The organism is Enterobacter sp. Li2LvB3, assembly GCF_056156645.1.
This window is the reverse complement of record NZ_JBSICG010000017.1, coordinates 28,512-45,594: the sequence shown is the minus strand read 5'-3', so window position 1 is coordinate 45,594 and position 17,083 is coordinate 28,512. Positions and strand designations below refer to the sequence as shown.

General features: G+C 55.2%; 18 protein-coding genes. 8 read left to right on the top strand and 10 right to left on the bottom strand.

The window, feature by feature from the left end; genetic code table 11:
• Positions 1 to 27 precede the first annotated feature (27 nt).
• From lysS to xerD, 5 genes are all read right to left on the bottom strand, one after another.
• Entirely contained in the window at positions 28 to 1,545 is a 1,518-nt protein-coding gene (gene lysS, locus ACS603_RS15005; RefSeq protein WP_182062332.1) for a lysine--tRNA ligase, read from the bottom strand.
• Between the two features lie 9 nt (positions 1,546 to 1,554).
• A protein-coding gene (prfB, locus tag ACS603_RS15000) for a peptide chain release factor 2 (protein ID WP_182062333.1) occupies positions 1,555 to 2,653 on the bottom strand; the annotation gives its coding sequence in 2 pieces (ribosomal slippage) (positions 1,555 to 2,577 and positions 2,579 to 2,653; 1,098 coding nt in all).
• Positions 2,654 to 2,743: 90 nt separating this feature from the next.
• Entirely contained in the window at positions 2,744 to 4,477 is a 1,734-nt protein-coding gene (gene recJ, locus ACS603_RS14995; protein WP_182062334.1) for a single-stranded-DNA-specific exonuclease RecJ, read from the bottom strand.
• 5 nt (positions 4,478 to 4,482) lie between these two features.
• Positions 4,483 to 5,196: a bifunctional protein-disulfide isomerase/oxidoreductase DsbC gene (dsbC, locus tag ACS603_RS14990; RefSeq protein ID WP_182062335.1), complete on the bottom strand. Its 714-nt coding sequence runs from the start codon at positions 5,194 to 5,196 to the stop codon at positions 4,483 to 4,485.
• Between the two features lie 28 nt (positions 5,197 to 5,224).
• The gene (gene xerD / locus ACS603_RS14985) at positions 5,225 to 6,121 is read right to left on the bottom strand and encodes a site-specific tyrosine recombinase XerD (RefSeq protein WP_182062336.1); all 897 of its coding nucleotides are present in this window, start codon (positions 6,119 to 6,121) and stop codon (positions 5,225 to 5,227) included.
• A 101-nt stretch (positions 6,122 to 6,222) separates the two neighbouring features.
• Here xerD and fldB point away from each other — a divergent pair, with 101 nt between their 5' ends.
• Positions 6,223 to 6,744, top strand: a complete 522-nt coding sequence (gene fldB, locus ACS603_RS14980; RefSeq protein WP_474944506.1) for a flavodoxin FldB — start codon at positions 6,223 to 6,225, stop codon at positions 6,742 to 6,744.
• 5 nt (positions 6,745 to 6,749) lie between these two features.
• Here the strand turns inward: fldB and ACS603_RS14975 are convergent, their stop codons facing one another.
• Together ACS603_RS14975 and sdhE are read right to left on the bottom strand one after the other, a co-directional pair.
• The gene (locus tag ACS603_RS14975; RefSeq protein WP_182062338.1) at positions 6,750 to 7,160 is read right to left on the bottom strand and encodes a protein YgfX; all 411 of its coding nucleotides are present in this window, start codon (positions 7,158 to 7,160) and stop codon (positions 6,750 to 6,752) included.
• Positions 7,141 to 7,407 (bottom strand): FAD assembly factor SdhE, encoded by a 267-nt coding sequence (sdhE, locus tag ACS603_RS14970; protein WP_014071654.1) that lies wholly within the window; start codon positions 7,405 to 7,407, stop codon positions 7,141 to 7,143. The genes ACS603_RS14975 and sdhE overlap by 20 nt, the downstream gene beginning before the upstream one ends.
• A 293-nt stretch (positions 7,408 to 7,700) precedes the next feature.
• On the opposite strand from sdhE, the gene ygfZ reads away from it, so the two are divergent.
• Complete coding sequence (gene ygfZ / locus ACS603_RS14965) at positions 7,701 to 8,681, top strand: tRNA-modifying protein YgfZ (protein WP_182062339.1); 981 nt, start codon at positions 7,701 to 7,703, stop codon at positions 8,679 to 8,681.
• 508 nt (positions 8,682 to 9,189) lie between these two features.
• On the opposite strand, the gene trhA is transcribed toward ygfZ, so the two are convergent.
• The gene (gene trhA, locus ACS603_RS14960) at positions 9,190 to 9,843 is read right to left on the bottom strand and encodes a PAQR family membrane homeostasis protein TrhA (RefSeq protein WP_182062340.1); all 654 of its coding nucleotides are present in this window, start codon (positions 9,841 to 9,843) and stop codon (positions 9,190 to 9,192) included.
• A gap of 165 nt (positions 9,844 to 10,008) precedes the next feature.
• Positions 10,009 to 10,320: a N(4)-acetylcytidine aminohydrolase gene (gene yqfB, locus ACS603_RS14955; protein ID WP_182062341.1), complete on the bottom strand. Its 312-nt coding sequence runs from the start codon at positions 10,318 to 10,320 to the stop codon at positions 10,009 to 10,011.
• Between the two features lie 52 nt (positions 10,321 to 10,372).
• Between yqfB and ACS603_RS14950 the strand changes: the two genes are divergently transcribed.
• The 6 genes from ACS603_RS14950 (at position 10,373) to ACS603_RS14925 (ending at position 16,291) form a co-directional block, all read left to right on the top strand.
• On the top strand, positions 10,373 to 11,104 hold the full coding sequence (locus tag ACS603_RS14950) for a MurR/RpiR family transcriptional regulator (protein ID WP_474944525.1): 732 nt from the start codon (positions 10,373 to 10,375) through the stop codon (positions 11,102 to 11,104).
• A gap of 116 nt (positions 11,105 to 11,220) precedes the next feature.
• Positions 11,221 to 12,654: a 6-phospho-beta-glucosidase gene (locus ACS603_RS14945; protein ID WP_315686722.1), complete on the top strand. Its 1,434-nt coding sequence runs from the start codon at positions 11,221 to 11,223 to the stop codon at positions 12,652 to 12,654.
• 125 nt (positions 12,655 to 12,779) lie between these two features.
• Entirely contained in the window at positions 12,780 to 13,139 is a 360-nt protein-coding gene (locus ACS603_RS14940; protein WP_182062343.1) for a copper resistance protein, read from the top strand.
• A gap of 48 nt (positions 13,140 to 13,187) precedes the next feature.
• Positions 13,188 to 15,197 (top strand): protein-disulfide reductase DsbD family protein, encoded by a 2,010-nt coding sequence (locus ACS603_RS14935; RefSeq protein ID WP_474944505.1) that lies wholly within the window; start codon positions 13,188 to 13,190, stop codon positions 15,195 to 15,197.
• A 1-nt stretch (position 15,198) separates the two neighbouring features.
• The gene (locus tag ACS603_RS14930; protein ID WP_474944504.1) at positions 15,199 to 15,801 is read left to right on the top strand and encodes a DsbA family protein; all 603 of its coding nucleotides are present in this window, start codon (positions 15,199 to 15,201) and stop codon (positions 15,799 to 15,801) included.
• Positions 15,791 to 16,291, top strand: a complete 501-nt coding sequence (locus ACS603_RS14925) for a protein disulfide oxidoreductase (protein WP_182062346.1) — start codon at positions 15,791 to 15,793, stop codon at positions 16,289 to 16,291. The genes ACS603_RS14930 and ACS603_RS14925 overlap by 11 nt, the downstream gene beginning before the upstream one ends.
• A 3-nt stretch (positions 16,292 to 16,294) precedes the next feature.
• Here ACS603_RS14925 and ACS603_RS14920 read toward each other — a convergent pair whose 3' ends face one another.
• Positions 16,295 to 17,038: an SDR family oxidoreductase gene (locus ACS603_RS14920; protein WP_182062347.1), complete on the bottom strand. Its 744-nt coding sequence runs from the start codon at positions 17,036 to 17,038 to the stop codon at positions 16,295 to 16,297.
• Positions 17,039 to 17,083 lie beyond the last annotated feature (45 nt).

Here is a 17,083-nt window from a genome sequence, read left to right as displayed (position 1 = left end):
ACGGGGCTTTTTTTACGTCCTGACGGCTTATTTCACCGGACGCATCGCCGGGAAGAGGATCACGTCACGGATAGTGTGGCTGTTAGTGAACAGCATTACCATACGGTCGATACCAATGCCCAGGCCTGCGGTTGGCGGCAGGCCGTGTTCCAGTGCAGTCACGTAGTCTTCGTCGAAGAACATAGCTTCGTCGTCGCCAGCCGCTTTCGCATCAACCTGATCCTGGAAGCGCTGCGCCTGATCTTCAGCATCGTTCAGCTCGCTAAAGCCGTTGCCGATTTCACGGCCACCGATGAAGAATTCGAAGCGGTCAGTGATTTCTGGGTTCTCGTCATTACGACGCGCCAGCGGAGACACTTCTGCCGGGTATTCGGTGATGAAGGTAGGCTGAATCAGGTGCGCTTCTGCCACTTCTTCGAAGATCTCAGTCACGATACGGCCCAGACCCCAGCTCTTCTCAACCTTGATGCCGATGCTTTCTGCAATCGCTTTCGCAGAGTCGAAGTTATCCAGGTCAGCCATCTCCGTTTCTGGACGGTATTTCTTGATAGCTTCGCGCATGGTCAGCTTAACGAACGGCTTACCAAAGTCGAACACCTCGTCACCGTAAGGCACTTCGGTTTTGCCCAGAATGTCCTGCGCCAGGGTACGGAACAGGGATTCGGTCAGTTCGATCAGGTCTTTGTAATCTGCGTAAGCCATATAGAGTTCCATCATGGTGAACTCTGGGTTATGGCGAACGGAGATACCTTCGTTACGGAAGTTACGGTTAATTTCGAACACACGGTCGAAACCACCCACCACCAGACGTTTCAGGTACAGTTCCGGCGCGATACGCAGGTACATGTCCAGATCCAGGGCGTTGTGATGCGTGATGAACGGACGCGCAGACGCGCCGCCTGGGATCACCTGCATCATTGGGGTTTCCACTTCCATAAAGTCGCGGTTAACCATGAACTGACGGATACCGGCCATGATCTGGGAGCGGATTTTGAAGGTCTTGCGGGATTCATCGTTAGAGATGAGATCCAGGTAACGCTGACGATAGCGCGCTTCCTGATCCTGCAAACCGTGGAATTTATCCGGCAGTGGGCGCAGTGCTTTGGTCAGCAGACGCAGCTCGGTACAGTGGATAGACAGCTCACCGGTCTTGGTTTTGAACAGCTTGCCTTTCGCGCCCAGGATATCGCCCAGGTCCCACTTCTTGAACTGCTCGTTGTAGATGCCTTCTGGCAGATCGTCGCGGGAAACGTACAGCTGAATACGACCGCCAACGTCCTGTAAGGTCACGAAAGAGGCTTTACCCATGATACGACGCGTCATCATACGGCCAGCCACAGACACTTCTACGTTCAGCGCTTCCAGCTCTTCGTTTTCTTTGCCGTCGAAGTCAGCGTGCAGTTGGTCTGAGGTGTGGTCACGACGAAAATCGTTCGGGAACGGCACGCCCTGCTCGCGCAGTGCTGCCAGCTTCTCGCGGCGGGTTTTCAGTTCGTTGTTAAGATCGACTACCGCGTCAGCGCCCTGTGCTTGTTGTTCAGACATGTTGGTTCCTCATAACCCTGCTTTCAAACTTGCTTCGATAAATTGGTCCAGGCTGCCATCCAGCACCGCCTGCGTGTTACGGGTTTCAACCCCGGTACGCAGGTCTTTGATGCGGGAGTCATCAAGGACGTAAGAACGAATCTGGCTGCCCCAACCGATGTCAGATTTGTTGTCTTCCATCGCCTGTTTCTCAGCATTTTTCTTTTGCATCTCCAGTTCATAAAGCTTCGCTTTCATCTGCTTCATGGCCTGGTCTTTGTTCTTATGCTGGGAACGGTCGTTCTGGCACTGCGTAACCGTGTTGGTTGGAAGGTGGGTAATACGCACCGCCGATTCCGTACGGTTAACGTGCTGACCACCCGCACCGGATGCGCGGTAAACGTCGATTCGCAGGTCGGCCGGGTTGATTTCGATATCGATATCGTCTTTCACTTCCGGATAGACAAACGCGGAGCTGAAGGAGGTATGACGGCGGCCGCCGGAATCGAACGGGCTCTTACGTACCAGACGATGAACGCCGGTTTCAGTGCGCAGCCAGCCGTAGGCGTAATCACCAATAATCTTAATGGTGATGGATTTAAGACCCGCGACTTCACCTTCAGATTCTTCGATGATTTCGGTTTTGAAACCGCGAGCTTCTGCCCAACGCAAATACATACGCGCCAGCATACTGGCCCAGTCCTGCGCTTCTGTACCGCCAGAACCGGCCTGAATATCGAGATAGCAGTCGGCGCTGTCATATTCGCCGGAGAACATGCGGCGGAATTCCAGCTGCGCCAGCTTCTCTTCCAGCACGTCGAGTTCTGCTACGGCTTCGTTAAAGGTTTCTTCGTCGTCGGCTTCTACAGCCAGCTCCAGCAGACCGGAAACATCTTCCAGGCCCTGAGCCATTTGATCCAGCGTATCTACGATGGCTTCGAGAGAGGAACGCTCTTTACCCAGCGCCTGTGCGCGTTCAGGTTCGTTCCAGACGTCCGGCTGTTCCAGCTCGGCGTTTACTTCTTCAAGACGCTCTTTCTTGGCATCGTAGTCAAAGATACCCCCTAAGAACGTCGGAGCGCTCGGTGAGGTCCTGAATGCGGTTTTTTACCGGATTAATTTCAAACATGGTCTGTTTTCTTTTATGGACTTGTCAAAATGCGGTGATAAGAGCGGGATTGTACCGAATCCACGCTCTTTTTTATAGAGATTACTGACGCTAAATTGGCCAGATATTGTCGATGATGATTTGCAGTGAGCGGTTACCGCGAAACTCGTTAATATCCAGCTTGTAGGCAAGCTCGACTTCACGTACGCCGTTGTCCGGCCAGATGGCGGTGTCGACGTTGAAAGCAATCCCGTCAAGCAGTGGGCCGCCGCCTGACGGCTCGACCATCACCTTAAGATGGCGTTCGCCAACGATACGTTGTTGCAGCAGGCGAAAACGCCCATCGAACAGCGGTTCCGGGAACATCTGCCCCCACGGACCGGCATCGCGCAGCATCTGCGCCACTTCCATGGTCATTTCAGTGGCCGTTAACGCACCATCGGAAACCACTTCACCCTGCAACAAAGACGGGTCTATCCAGTCCGTCACCAGCTCACCAAACAGGCGCTGGAACTCGTCGAACTTCGCCGCTTCCAGCGACAAACCTGCCGCCATCGCGTGCCCGCCGAACTTGATCATCAGCCCAGGATAGAGCGTATCCAGACGCTCCAGCGCATCACGCATGTGCAGCCCCTGAATCGAACGCCCCGAGCCTTTTAGCGTGCCATCCCCTGCCGGGGCAAACGCGATCACCGGACGATGGAAACGCTCCTTGATGCGCGACGCCAGAATACCCACCACGCCCTGATGCCACTCGGGGTGATACATCGCCAGGCCGCCAGGCAGCGCATCGCCGCTGCGTTCCAGCTTTTCGCACAGGGTCAGCGCTTCGGCCTGCATCCCCTGCTCAATCTCTTTACGGGTCTGGTTCAGCGCATCCAGCTCGTTTGCCAGCATCCGCGCTTCGCCGATGTTGTCGCACAACAGCAGCGCAACGCCGACGGACATATCGTCCAGCCTTCCGGCGGCGTTCAGACGCGGCCCCAGGGCAAAGCCTAAATCGCTTGCCGCCAGCTTGAGCGGATCACGGTTGGAAATTTCCAGCAGTGCTTTAATGCCAGGACGGCATTTGCCTGCACGGATACGGCTTAACCCCTGCCAGGTCAAAATGCGGTTATTGGTATCGAGCGGCACAACGTCCGCCACTGTGCCCAGCGCCACCAGGTCGAGATACTCTGCCAGGTTCGGCATCGCAATTCCACGCGCGTCAAACCAGCCTTTTTCACGCAGCAGCGTGCGCAGTGCCAGCATCAGATAAAACGCCACACCCACACCGGCCAGTGATTTGGACGGGAATTCACAGTCGCGCAGGTTAGGGTTAATGATTGCCTCGGCGGCAGGCAGGGTTTCACCCGGCAAATGGTGATCGGTAACCAGCACCGGGATCTTCAGTTCATGCGCACGATCGACACCGGCGTGTGAGGAGATCCCGTTATCCACGGTCATGATCATCTGCGCGCCAAGCGCATGGGCCTGCTCCACCACTTCCGGACTCAGACCATAGCCATCTTCAAAGCGGTTAGGCACCAGGTAGGTGACGTTATCGCACCCAAGCGCACGCAGGCTTAGCACGCTCAGCGCCGTACTGGTCGCACCATCGGCATCAAAATCACCGACGACCACAATCCGCGTCCCTTCACGGAACGCGTCGTAGAGCATCGCGGTGGCTGTTTCAACCCCGCTCAGCTGCTGCCAGGGAAGCATCCCTTTCACGCTACGTTCAAGATCGGCGGCGTTTAACACGCCACGGCTGGCATAAAGCCGACGTAAAAGCGGTGACATATCCGCAGGGAGATCTGCGTTCTCATTCACTTCACGACGGCGGAGTTGGATGGGTGCTTTCACGCGGATTAGTTACCACCAAACTGTTTCTGGTGCGCGTCGAGGAACTCTTTCATCTCTTTCGGCCCCTGATAACCTGGCACAACGTAGCCATTGTTCAGCACGATAGCAGGCGTACCGTTCACACCAAACTGCACGCCCAGCGCGTAGTGGTTCGCGATATCAATGTCGCAAGAAGCAGGCGTAACGCCTTTGCCGTTCATTGCATCATCAAACGCTTTGTTGCGATCTTTTGCACACCAGATAGCCTTCATGTCCTGCTCTGGCTGGCTCTGCACGCCCGCACGCGGGAAGGCCAGGTAACGCACAGTGATCCCCAGCGCGTTGTAGTCTTTCATCTCTTCATGCAGCTTGTGACAGTAGCCACAGGTGATGTCGGTGAAGACAGTAATAACGTGTTTTTCCTGCGCCGCTTTATACACGATCATCTCTTTTTCAAGCGCGTTCAGGTTTTTCATCAGTAGCTGGTTGGTCACGTTCACCGGCTGTCCGCCGCTGACGTCATACATTGGCCCCTGAATGATGTGTTTGCCGTCTTCGGTCACGTACAGCACGCCACTGTTGGTCAGCACAGTTTTCATGCCGGCGACTGGCGCAGACTGGATATCGCTGCTGGTTACGCCAAGCTTGGTCAGCGATTGCTTAATTGCGGCATCATCAGCGTGAGCAAAACCGGTAAAAGAGGCTGCCAGCAAAGAGAGCAGCGCTAAAGACTTTTTCATATTCAATCCTATTACAATTCGTCGGCACTCACGCGCGTGGGTGGTGCTGTTGGTGAAGCTGCCGCAGGCGTTCCGTCGCGACATGGGTATAAATTTGCGTCGTTGAAAGATCGCTGTGCCCAAGTAGCATCTGCACCACGCGTAAATCAGCTCCGTGGTTTAGCAGGTGCGTCGCGAAGGCATGACGCAAAACGTGCGGCGACAGTTTTTCACTATCGATACCTGCCAGTGTGGCGTAATGCTTAATGCGATGCCAGAAAGTTTGCCGCGTCATCTGTTGCGCACGCTGGCTTGGGAAGAGCACATCAATAGAAACGCCGTTCAACAACCACGGGCGGCCATGCTCCAGATACGTTTCCAGCCAGTAGACCGCCTCTTCTCCCAGCGGCACCAGCCGTTCTTTGTTCCCTTTACCGATCACACGCACAACCCCCTGACGCAGGCTGATATCACTCATCGTCAGCCCGACTAACTCAGAAACACGCAAGCCGGTAGCATACAATAGCTCAAGCATGGCTTTATCGCGTAACTCCAGCGGCAGGTCAACCGCTGGCGACTGTAATAATCTCTCAACTTGTGCTTCGCTCAGATCTTTAGGCAGTCGCTGCGGGAGTTTAGGGGAGGCCAGCATCGCGCTGGGATCGTCGGCACGGATCTTCTCACGGTAAAGGTGCTGGAAAAGCCGCCGCATGGCGCTTAACAGGCGCGCGGAGCTGGTCGCTTTGTAGCCCCCTTCAATGCGTTCGGCCAGCAGTCCTTGCAGGTCATCGCTTTGCGCGTTTTCAAGCCCCAATTCCCGGTGCGCCAGCCACTCCACCAGCAGGGTAAGGTCACGTCGATAGGCGCTAATAGTGTTGTCGGCCAGGTTTTTCTCAAGCCACAGCGCATCGAGAAACTGTTCAATGAGTGCGAGATCCTTTTCCACATCAACCCCTTTGTTTCTGCAATCCGCGCATTATGCCTGATTGCCAGTGGTTTCTGGTACACTACGCGCAAAGTCAAAGCAAGAATTGAGATATTTACGCGATGAATATTGGTCTGTTCTACGGTTCCAGCACTTGCTACACCGAAATGGCGGCAGAAAAAATTCGTGACATCATTAGCCCGGAACTGGTGACGTTGCACAACCTGAAAGATGACGCGGTCGCGCTGATGGAGCAGTACGATGTGCTGATCCTTGGCATCCCGACCTGGGATTTTGGCGAGATACAGGAAGACTGGGAAGCTATCTGGGATCAGCTTGATACCGTCAACCTCGACGGCAAAATCATTGCAATGTACGGGATGGGCGATCAGTTAGGTTACGGCGAGTGGTTCCTGGATGCGCTGGGTATGTTGCACGATAAACTGGCCCTGAAAGGCGTTACGTTTATCGGTTATTGGCCGACCGAAGGGTACGAGTTCACCAGCAAAAAACCGATTATTGCCGACGGACAGCTTTTTGTCGGGCTGGCGCTGGATGAAACCAACCAGTACGACCTCAGCGAAGAGCGTGTGCAAAACTGGTGCGAGCAAATTCTGGGCGAAATGGCCGAAAAGTTTAGTTAACCACCCTATTCCTGCGTCGGTTGTTGCAACACCATCCGACGCAGATCCCGCCACTCCACTTCATCCATGCTGTCCGCTGCCAGCCACAAATGCTGGCGACGCCCACCGCCCACCTTACGTAGCCGGAGCATCATGCCGGAACTGAGCATCCAGGGCGTGCCAATAATGTCCCACTCTTTCCCCTGCCAGCGCAGGCGCGAATCCATCATCAGTTTGATTTCACCCTGACAGGCATTGATACGGCGCTGGCTACGCACGCTGTCAAACACCACGAATGACAATAACAGTAACCAGAGAGGGGTATAGCTAAGCGGCCACGGCATCAGTAATACAAATGCCGCAACCAGCCCGTGGAGTAATAAAGACATCCACTGCGAGCGCCATGAAACGCGAAGATCAGATTGCCACAGGACCACGTTCCCGATTCCGTGTTTGAATTAATTGCACCATCCGTTGCAACTCGGTGTCGGCGGGTTTGCCGTGGTTCATTAGCCAGTTGAACAAATCAGGATCGTCGGATTCAAGCAGGCGAACAAACAGACGCTTATCGTCTTCGCTTAAGCTGTCGTACTCGTATTCGAAGAAAGGCATGATGGAAATATCAAGTTCACGCATTCCGCGACGGCAAGCCCAGTGGATACGGGCCTTGTTGTTAATATCCATGTTCTTTTTCCTGCATTACGTTTGGCACAGTCGGTGTCCCGTTCGGGATGTTTTATTTCTGCCGGGAACTCTGGCTAGTGTAACGTGTTTTTGACCGTTTCTTTACTGGAATATTGCGAACCCGGAGCAGGGTTCCAGAATAAACCACATTAAGATAGCGGATTACACTGTTTTGCGTAGCGCTGAGCAGAAGTCATATATGGCACGAATGGTCTGCTGAAAGCGCTTGCAATGACTACAGTCTCTTTTACCATTAGGCATTATCAAAGCGTTAAGCAATTCAGGACATCACTATGGCTTTTACTCCATTTTCTCCTCGCCAGCCCGTCGCCTCTGCGCGTCTGCCGCTGACGCTTATTACTCTTGATGACTGGGCGCTGGCGACACTGACCGGCGCCGACAGCGAAAAATATTTGCAGGGTCAGGTCACTGCTGACGTCAGCCAGATGACTGAAAACCAGCATTTACTGGCTGCGCACTGCGACCCAAAAGGCAAGATGTGGAGCAATCTGCGTCTGTTCCGCCGCCTGGGCGGGTTCGCGCTTATTGAGCGCCGCAGCCTGCGCGACGCCCAACTGACCGAACTGAAAAAATACGCGGTCTTTTCCAAAGTCACCATCGCGCCTGACGATGAGCATGTCCTGCTTGGCGTCGCCGGGTTCCAGGCGCGCGCGGCCCTGAAAAATCTGTTCAGCGAGCTGCCAGATGCCGAAACGCAGCTGGTGCATGACGGCGCGACCTCAATCCTGTGGTTTGAGCACCCGACTGAGCGTTTCCTGCTAGTGACCGACGTCGCCACCGCAGAACGCGTCACCGATGCCTTGCGTGGTGAAGCTCAGTTGAATAATAGCCAACAGTGGCTGGCACTCAACATTGAAGCCGGGCTGCCGATCATTGATGCGGCGAACAGCGCACAATTTATCCCGCAGGCCACCAACCTACAGGCGCTGGGGGGCATTAGCTTTAAGAAAGGGTGCTACACCGGCCAGGAAATGGTCGCGCGTGCAAAATTCCGCGGTGCGAATAAACGTGCTCTATGGACGCTGGCAGGCCACGCCAGCCGCGTACCGGAAGCCGGTGAAGATCTCGAGCTGAAAATGGGTGAAAACTGGCGCCGTACCGGCACGGTTTTAGCCGCAGTACAGCTGGATGATGGCCGCGTGCTGGTGCAAGCGGTGATGAATAACGACATGGAGCCAGACAGCGTGTTCCGCGTGCGTGACGATGCAAAAACCCTGAGCATCGAGCCACTGCCGTATTCGCTGGAAGAGTAATGATTACCCGCCCTCTCCCTGTGGGCTGAGGGTTCCCCAGTAATTTTTGTCTTTAATTCAGCGATGATATTACGCCATTGAATTAAGGGACTTACAGCGGTGTCATGGTCCGGCTGAAAATCGCCGAAGCGTTTACGGAAGGCCGGGGCGACGCGCATGGATGCGCGGCGAGGGCGGCTTTACAGGGACGTTTCATCCGCCCGTCCCCGATTAGCCTGGAGCAAACGCTGAGGGCATCGCGAAGCGACGATTTTCTTGCCGGGAGCCCGGGTCGCCAGGGTAGCGGCGGTGAGCTACCCTGGCACGTTCACCGGTATTGTCGTGACAGAGTAGCAAGGAACGTAAAGTGAACGGAATGACCACCTGAGCCGTATGTTCCCCCTCACCCCAGCCCTCTCCCCAAAAAGGAGAGGGAGCCGTCCGTGCTCGTATTTTTGTGGGGATTCCTCAACCCTGTGGGAGAGGGCGGGGGTGAGGGCATCAGACCGCAGGGTGCAAAAAACTACACCTACCCCACATACAAATAAATCGCCAGGAAGTGACACACGCTGCCGCCCAGCACGAAGCCGTGCCAGATAGCATGGTTGTAGGGAATGCGCTTACAGACGTAGAAAATCACGCCCAGCGAATAGACCACCCCGCCAACGGCCAGCAAGGTTACCCCACCTGCCGCAAGCTTGATTGCCAGTTGATACACCACAATCAGTGATAGCCACCCCATTGTCAGATACGTCACCAGCGACAACACCTTAAACCGGTGCGCAATGGTCAGCTTAAACAGAATACCCAGCAGCGCCAGGCTCCAGATAACGATCATCAGGCCACGCGATAGCGGAGAGTTTAACCCCACCAGCAAAAACGGCGTGTAGGTGCCTGCAATAAGAAGATAGATAGCGCAGTGGTCAAATTTCTTGAGCCAGATCTTAGCCCGCTGATGCGGAATAGCGTGGTACAGCGTCGATGCCAGAAACAGCAGGATCATGCTCCCGCCATACAGGCTGTAGCTGGTAATCGCCATGGCGCTGGCGTTGGTATCCGCCGCCTGCACCAGCAGTAACACTAAACCGACAATCCCAAATACCAGGCCAATGCCGTGGCTAATGCTGTTGGCTATTTCCTCAGCCAGCGAATATCCCTGTGCGATTAATGGCTTGCTCACCATAAGTAACTCCGGGAAAACAAAAGATGATTATTCATCGCCTGACTATGCTAACTGAGAATGATTCCAGTGAACACCTGTTAGCTAAAATAAAGTTAACTCTCAATTTTCCAATTTACAATCAGAGAGTTACAAAAACATTTCAGCTAACAAATGTGTTTATTTAACTTAAACACATTTAAAATCAATCACATAAAACTGGGTCTGCCCTGGATAGATTTCGGCGATCACACTTCTCAGCGTACCCACCGTCATGTTTTCCTGCTCAGCATGTTTTTCCGTCAGCGTATCCAGCGTGACGGTCGATGTTCCCGTTACTTCGATGGTGCAAAAATAGCCGTCATCTTCATAGCGCCCAACGCGCAGGATATCGCCGGTTTTAAAATGGGATTCACTTTCATCACGGATGGTGATGGTTTTACGCCCGGCCAGAATGTCATCCTGAAAGCGCTGAAAAAAAGTGATGTCGTTTGGCTGCATGTTATTATTCCCTGAAGATAAAGTCTGATGAGTGAGTGTAGCCACTGTGAGCATGTTCTCCCATTCCGCCGTTGCCAGTCTCAACAATCTGGAGATGATGGTCTACAACTATGTCATTAAAAATCGTGACAAAGTGATGTACATGACCATCCGTGAACTGGCGGATGCGGCGGGAGTTTCGACCACCACCATTCTGCGCTTTTGTCGCAAGCTCAGCTGCGAAGGCTACTCCGAATTCCGCGTGCGCTTTAAACTCTATTTAGAGCAGAACGAACCCCAGCAGGCAAATTTCGGTGCCAGCGAAATCATTAGCTTCTTTAAAAGCGTTAATAATGAAGAGTTCGATGCGTTATTAGATGATGCCGTTGATATTATATTATCCTCTGAGCGAATTATATTTGTCGGCACTGGCACATCAGGGTCGCTTGCAAAATATGGTGCGCGGTTTTTCTCGAATATCGGAAAATTCAGCAACCATATCGATGATCCTTATTTCCCGGTAACCAACGATATGGCTAAAAATGCGCTGGCGATCGTGCTTTCCGTTTCGGGAGAAACAGAAGAGATCCTGCGCTTCGCCAGCCAGTTCAGCCTCCACCACTGCAAGGTCTTGTCGATTACCAGCCACGAGCACTCCCGGCTGGCAAAGCTGGCGGACTTTAATCTCTCCTGGCATGTTCCGCAAACGCGTATTGCGGGCGTCTACGATATTACAACACAAATTCCCGTCATCTATATTCTGGAATCACTGGGGCGTAAACTGGCGAAGAAATTAACAGAATAAAACACTCTGTTTTTTCAATGTGACAAATTACATTTTCTGAGAATTGTTATATCGTGACATTTAATTTCGCTTTGCTAGACTCGAACGCATTAAGCCATAAATTGAGAATAGCAAAGATGAAAAAACTCACCTTACCAAAAGATTTTTTATGGGGTGGCGCAGTTGCGGCGCACCAGGTTGAAGGCGGCTGGAACAAAGACGGCAAAGGGCCAAGCATTTGTGACGTGCTGACTGGCGGCGCCCACGGCGTACCGCGCGAAATCACCCAGCAAGTGGAGCCTGGCAAATACTACCCAAACCACGAAGCCATCGATTTCCACGGCCACTACAAAGAAGACATCAAGCTGTTTGCCGAAATGGGCTTCAAATGTTTCCGTACTTCTATCGCCTGGACGCGCATCTTCCCGAAAGGTGACGAAACGCAGCCAAATGAAGAAGGGCTGAAGTTCTACGATGACATGTTCGATGAACTGCTGAAATACAACATTGAGCCGGTGATCACCCTCTCCCACTTCGAAATGCCGCTGCACCTGGTGCAGGAATACGGCGGCTGGACCAACCGTAAAGTGGTGGATTTCTTTGTACGCTTCTCCGAAGTGGTCTTCGAGCGCTACAAAAACAAGGTCAAATACTGGATGACCTTCAACGAAATCAACAACCAGCGTAACTGGCGTGCGCCGCTGTTCGGCTACTGCTGCTCTGGCGTGGTCTATACCGAACACGACAACCCGGAAGAAACCATGTACCAGGTGCTGCACCACCAGTTCGTGGCCAGCGCTCTGGCGGTAAAAGCCGCACGCCGTATTAACCCGGAAATGAAAGTCGGCTGTATGCTGGCAATGGTTGCGCTCTATCCGTTCTCCTGCAAACCAGAAGATGTGATGTTTGCTCAGGAATCTATGCGCGAACGTTACGTCTTTACCGACGTGCAGTTGCGTGGTTACTACCCGTCTTACGTGCTGAACGAGTGGGAACGCCGTGGTTTCTCTATCAAAATGGAAGCCGGCGACGATCAGATCCTGCGTGACGGTACCTGTGATTATTTAGGTTTCAGCTACTACATGACCAACGCCGTGAAAGCGGAAGGCGGTACCGGTGATGCTATTTCCGGCTTCGAGGGCAGCGTGCCGAACCCACACGTGAAAGCATCTGACTGGGGCTGGCAGATTGACCCGGTGGGTCTGCGTTATTCCCTGTGTGAGCTGTACGAGCGTTATCAGAAGCCGCTGTTTATCGTCGAAAATGGCTTTGGTGCATACGACAAAGTGGAAGAAGACGGCAGCATCAACGATGACTATCGTATCGACTACCTGCGTGCTCACGTGGAAGAGATGATGAAAGCGGTCACTTACGATGGTGTTGATCTGATGGGCTACACCCCGTGGGGCTGCATCGACTGTGTATCATTCACCACCGGCCAGTACAGCAAACGCTACGGCTTTATCTATGTGAACAAACACGACGACGGCACCGGCGACATGTCCCGCTCCCGTAAAAAGAGCTTTAACTGGTACCAGGGCGTGATCGCCAGCAACGGCGAACAGTTATAATCCTTCGCCCTCTCCTCCCGCAGGAGAGGGCAAACCGCTTATCTTCCAGACACTTCTTTACAGCTTTCGCGTTGCCAAAAAACCTGCGCCCTATAAGATAGGCCTCGTGAATATTTGAGGCGAACATGATCAAGCGACAACGCAAAGCAATCCTGCTTGTAGCCCTGGCCTGTCTGGTGGTGCTGATATGCACCGCCCAGCGGATGGCCGGGATGCACGCGCTTGTCATAAATGCCACCGCCTCAGCCCAGTCCGTTCAGCAGGGCCAGGAGAGCAGCGACGCGCCGGTGACGCCGTGTGAACTCAGCGCAAAATCGCTGATGGCGGTGCCGCCTGTGCTGTTTGAAAGCGCACTGTTCGCCGTTACCCTTCTGCTGGCGCTGCTGGCAGCTATTCCACCGCGCCGCGAGCGTCTGTGGCCTCCTCGTGTTATCTCCCCACCCCGATTGCGGGTGCATCTGCGATTATGCGTCTTCCGTGAATGAGCATTCGCCTGACACATCAGGTTAATTCATCATTTACGGAGAAAATTTATGTTTACTGTATTCAGGCGACTGCTGGTCTGCCTGCTTTGGCTATGGCTACCCCTCAGCCAGGCCGCCGACACGGGCTGGCTGCGCGCCGCCGATAATCAGCACGCCAGCGTCAGGCTGCGTGCCCAAACTGAAAACAGCGGCGAAACCCGCCTGCTTCTGGACGTTGCCTTACAGAAAGGCTGGAAGACCTACTGGCGATCGCCGGGAGAAGGCGGGATTGCCCCAGCGATAACCTGGCATCAACCGCTGGAGGCGCTCTGGCGCTGGCCAACGCCCGAGCGTTTCGACGTGGCGGGTATCACCACGCAGGGATATCACGGCGACGTCAGTTTCCCCATCACCCTGCGCGGCAACGTACCCGAACGCCTTAGCGGCGTGCTGACGCTGTCCACCTGTAGCAACGTCTGTATTCTGACCGACTACCCGTTCTCACTGGATTTGACGGCCTCTACGGGCGGTGGCTTTGATTATGATTTCAACCGGGCGATGGGCACGCTGCCACTCAGCGGTGGATTGACGTCTGCGCTTAGCGCTCGCTACGCCTCCGGCAAGCTGACGGTGACCGCGCAACGCGACGCGGGCTGGCAGCAGCCATCGTTATTTATCGACAGCATGGACGATATCGATTTCGGCAAGCCGAGCTTCTCCGTGCGCGACGGCACGCTCACTGCCACCGTGCCGGTGTCCGATAGCTGGGGCGAGACGGCACCGAATCTCAGCGGCAAAACCCTGTCTCTGGTGCTGGCCGATAGCGGTCAGGCGCAGGAGTCCAGCCTGCCTGTCGGGCAAGGCAGCTCTGCGCCAGCCCCCGCCTTAGGCTGGATATTGCTGATGGCGCTGGTGGGTGGGTTAATCCTCAACGTGATGCCCTGCGTACTGCCCGTGCTGGCGATGAAGCTGGGCACGCTGATGCAAACCGAACATCAGGCGCGCGGTCTGGTACGCAGGCAGTTTCTGGTTTCGGTATGCGGGATAGTCATTTCATTCCTCGCGCTGGCGCTGATGATGACGGTGTTACGCTTAGGCAACCAGGCGCTCGGCTGGGGCATCCAGTTCCAGAATCCGTGGTTTATCGCTGCGATGGCGCTGGTGATGGTGCTGTTCAGCGCCAGCCTGCTGGGGCTATTTGAGATTCGGCTTACCTCTTCTGCCAGTACCTTCCTCGCCACGCGCGGCGGCAATGGACTGGCGGGCCATTTCTGGCAAGGCGCTTTTGCAACCCTGCTGGCGACGCCGTGTACCGCGCCGTTTCTTGGTACCGCCGTGTCGGTAGCACTGGCGGCACCGCTCCCGCTGCTGTGGGGCATTTTCCTGGCGATGGGGATCGGGATGAGCCTGCCCTGGCTATTAGTCGTCGCCTGGCCGGGGCTGGCGCAACGGCTGCCGCGCCCCGGTCGCTGGATGAATGTCGTGCGGGTCATGCTTGGCCTGATGATGCTCGGCTCGTCACTGTGGCTGCTGAGCCTGCTGGTCGCGCACATCGGCACCCTGCCTGTCATCACGCTGGGTGTGGTACTGATCCTCATTCTGCTGCTGGCGACGGCCTGGCGCTACCGCTGGCAAACGGCACTGCGCGCCGGAGCATTAGCCATTGTGGTTGCAGGTGCTGTCGCGTTTGTGACCGGCTCCGGTGGAGAGAACCCCCGTCGCGACCGGGTGAACTGGCAGCCGCTTAGCGAACAGGCTATTGCCCGCGCGCTGGCGGAGAACAAGCGCGTCTTCGTCGACGTGACCGCCGACTGGTGCGTGACCTGTAAAGCCAATAAATACAACGTGTTGCTTCGCGACGACGTACAGGATGCGCTTTCAGCACCGGATATCGTCGCCCTGCGCGGAGACTGGAGCCGCCCCTCCGCCAGCATTAGCCAGTTCTTGACCACGCGCGGCAGCGCCGCCGTGCCGTTTAACCAGATTTACGGACCAGGACTGCCGCAGGGCCACGTGCTGCCTGCGCTATTGAGCCGCGAAGCGGTGTTAACCACCCTGTCCAATGCGAAAGGAAAATAACATGAGAGCCATTGTTGCTTTACTGCTGCTGTCTTTATCAACGTTCAGCGTTGCTGCACCGTCCGAAAAATCGTCTGATGACCAGCTGGCAGAACTGCTGTTTAACGACCCCTACAGCCCGCGAACCGGTGCCAAAGAGCCAAAGCTGACCATTGTCTCGTTCACCGACTACAACTGTCCTTACTGCAAGCAGTTCGACCCCATGCTGGAGAAAATCGTGCGCGATAACCCCGACGTGCAGCTGATCATCAAGCTGCTGCCGTTCAAGGGACAAAGCTCGGTGAATGCCGCTAAAGCAGCGCTCTCTACATGGCGTCAGCAGCCCGATATGTTCTGGCCGCTGCACCAGCGTTTGATGATGAAAAAGGGCTATCACGATGATGCCAGCATCACAGCGGCACGGGTGAAAACCGGCACTGACAACATCACGACGGATGAAAAAACCATGGACTCGCTGAAAATGAACCTGATTTTGTCGCAGGTGCTGAATATCCAGGGTACTCCGGCGACTATCATCGGCGATCAAATGGTTGCGGGTGCGATCCCCTATGACGATCTGGAGGAGCTGGTGAAAGCGCAGCTGGCATCCGCCCGTGGCAAGTAAACTCACGCGCTTGCTGCGCGAGCTGGCGCTATGGCTGACGATTGGCGTTGTTGTGAGCATCGCGGTGGACTATTTCCGCCAGCCTGCGCTGCCGCAGAATTTCTCCGCGACGGCGCTGCAAACCCTCGACGGTGAGCCCGTTGATCTTGCCGCCATGAGCAGGGATCGGCCGCTGCTGGTCTACATCTGGGCGACCTGGTGTGGCGTGTGTCGTTACACCACCCCCTCGGTGGCGACGCTCGCCGCAGAGGGTGGCAACGTGATATCCGTTGCGTTGCGCTCTGGCGATAACGCCATGCTGGAAACGTGGCTTGCGAAGAAGAAGATGACGCTGCCGACGGTCAATGACGCCAGCGGAGAGCTGGCGCGTCAGTGGGACGTTCAGGTAACGCCGACGATGGTGGTCATTTCTCACGGTGAGGTGAAGTCGATCACCACCGGCTGGACCAGCAGTTGGGGCATGCGCCTGAGACTGTGGCTGGCATCGTAGGTTTTACTTTCCGCCAGCAAGTTCCAGGAAGCTGCCGGTCACATAGGACGCTTTGTCGCTCAGCAGCCAGGCAATGGCCTGAGCGACTTCTTCCGGCTGGCCGCCGCGCTGCATTGGCAGCATAGACTTGACCCTATCCACACGCCCCGGCTCACCGCCCGAGGCGTGAATATCGGTGTAAATCAGCCCGGGACGCACGCAGTTGACGCGAATACCCTGCGCGGCCACCTCCAGTGCTAACCCGGTGGTCAGCGAATCTACCGCACCTTTGGAAGCAGCATAGTCTACATATTCGCCCGGCGCGCCTAAGCGTGACGCCGCCGAAGAGACATTCACAATGGCCCCGCCCTGGCCACCATGCTTATGCGACATGCGTTTTACCGCTTCGCGACAACAGAGAAAATAGCCCGTCACATTCGTGGCCAGCACGCGGTTGATACGCTCGGCAGACAGGTTTTCGATAGTGGATTGCTCGAAAAGGATCCCGGCGTTGTTGACCAGCGCGGTCAGCGGCTCGCCTTCCCGGTCGAGGCTTTCGAACATCGCCAGCACCTGCGCTTCATCGCTGATATCCGCACGCACGGCAAAGGCTTTACCGCCCATATCAACAATCGTCCTGATGACATCGGTTGCCGCCTTGATGTTGCGGTGATAGTTCACCGCAACGGTGTAGCCTTCGCCTGCCAGCTGTAGCGCGGTGGCTTTACCAATTCCGCGGCTGGCACCGGTCACAAGTGCAATTCCCATTCTCTTCTCCCAATAAAAAAGCCGGGTAGCGCTAACGCTTACCCG